The organism is Rhodococcus sp. Chr-9 (assembly GCF_000801125.1).
GTDB classification, from domain to species: Bacteria; Actinomycetota; Actinomycetes; order Mycobacteriales; family Mycobacteriaceae; genus Rhodococcus; species Rhodococcus pyridinivorans.
In genome coordinates, this window is sequence record NZ_JTIZ01000054.1 from 1 (window position 1) to 1560 (window position 1560).

Genomic DNA, 1560 nt, shown 5'->3' on the forward strand with positions numbered 1-1560 from the left:
TATATTATTGGAAACGTACTGCATAAAAAAATAAAAAGGAAAATAAAAAATGAAATTAGATTATAACTCACGTGAGATTTTCTTTGGTAATGAAGCTCTAATCGTAGCTGATATGGCCAAGGGAAGTAACGGAAAACCAGAGTTTACTAACCATAAAATTGTAACTGGTTTAGTATCAGTTGGCGCAATGGAAGACCAAGCGGAGACTAACAGCTATCCAGCTGATGACGTGCCAGACCATGGAGTGAAAAAAGGTGCTACCTTACTTCAAGGCGAAATGGTATTCATTCAAACAGACCAATCGCTTAAAGAAGACATTTTAGGTCAACAAAGAACAGAAAATGGCTTGGGTTGGTCTCCTACTGGTAATTGGAAAACGAAATGTGTTCAATACCTTATTAAAGGGCGTAAGCGTGATAAAGTTACAGGGGAATTTGTTGACGGTTATCGCGTAGTCGTTTATCCAAATTTGAGACCAACAGCAGAAGCAACAAAAGAATCAGAAACAGATTCAGTTGACGGTGTAGACCCTATCCAATGGACTTTGGCAGTACAAGCGACTGAGTCAGATATTTATTTGAATGGCGGTAAAAAAGTCCCTGCTATTGAGTACGAAATTTGGGGAGAACAAGCAAAAGATTTCGTCAAGAAAATGGAAAGTGGTTTATTCATTATGCAACCTGATACAGTTCTAGCTGGTGGAATTACACTCGTAGCTCCTGTTATTCCTAATGTGACTACTGCTACAAAGGGTCATAATGACGGAAGAATCGTAGTGCCTGCCACTTTGAAAGATTCTAATGGTGGAACTGTAAAAGTAACATCAGTGATTAATGACGCAAATGGAAAAGTAGCAACAAACGGACAACTTGCTCCAGGTGCCTATAACGTAAAGTTCTCCGCTGAGGGTTATAAAGATGTTACCGCAGGAGTTTCAGTAACTGACCATTCATAAGACTAAAAATAGATTAAGTAAAGGAATATAAAATAAAATGGCAAAACAATTGAGTACAGCACGTAAATTTAAAATGATTACAGGTAAAGACCTTTTCCAACAACAAAAGGCAATGGATACAGAACTTAAAAAAGAAGACGGAGAAATTACTGACCTAATGGAGTTCGTTCAATATGGTCTATACTTGGCTCTTTTTCAAGATAACATTGTAAAAGCTAAAAGTGACTTCTCTGACTTCCGTTCTAGCTTCGAGTTCGATACTGACGGTAAAGGGCTTAAAGAACTTGTCGAATTATGGCAGAAAGAAATTTAATGAGCTGAAAGGACTGTAAATGATTTTAAAACATGCAATTAGATACTTAGAACTAACTGGTTCAGACTTTATTACAGATTTAAAAGACTTTGCAGACCTACAAAATTCTTTTGTCGCTGGATATATTCCTGATGACTTTACAGAGCAAATGGAGAGCTTTACAGACAAGTTATTGATACTTTGGGTAGATTGTAACGGAGGAATGCAAAACGCCTTAGATGATAAAACAGAGCTTCCTACAACTAACGAGTTAATCAATATCTTCTGTAAAACTGTTTTTATTAAAGAAAAA

The 1560-nt window shown here is 36.6% G+C and carries 3 protein-coding genes; all 3 read left to right on the forward strand.

All coding sequences use genetic code 11. The annotated features are described in order from the left end of the window. Positions 1-49: 49 nt before the first annotated feature. Positions 50-955 (forward strand): phage tail tube protein, encoded by a 906-nt coding sequence (locus QR64_RS25610; protein WP_036853153.1) that lies wholly within the window; start codon positions 50-52, stop codon positions 953-955. 37 nt (positions 956-992) lie between these two features. Continuing rightward, entirely contained in the window at positions 993-1268 is a 276-nt protein-coding gene (locus QR64_RS25615; protein WP_015979526.1) for a hypothetical protein, read from the forward strand. A gap of 19 nt (positions 1269-1287) precedes the next feature. Continuing rightward, positions 1288-1560, forward strand: a 273-nt coding sequence (locus tag QR64_RS25620; RefSeq protein ID WP_039584615.1) for a hypothetical protein, incomplete at its 3' end; no start/stop codon positions are given.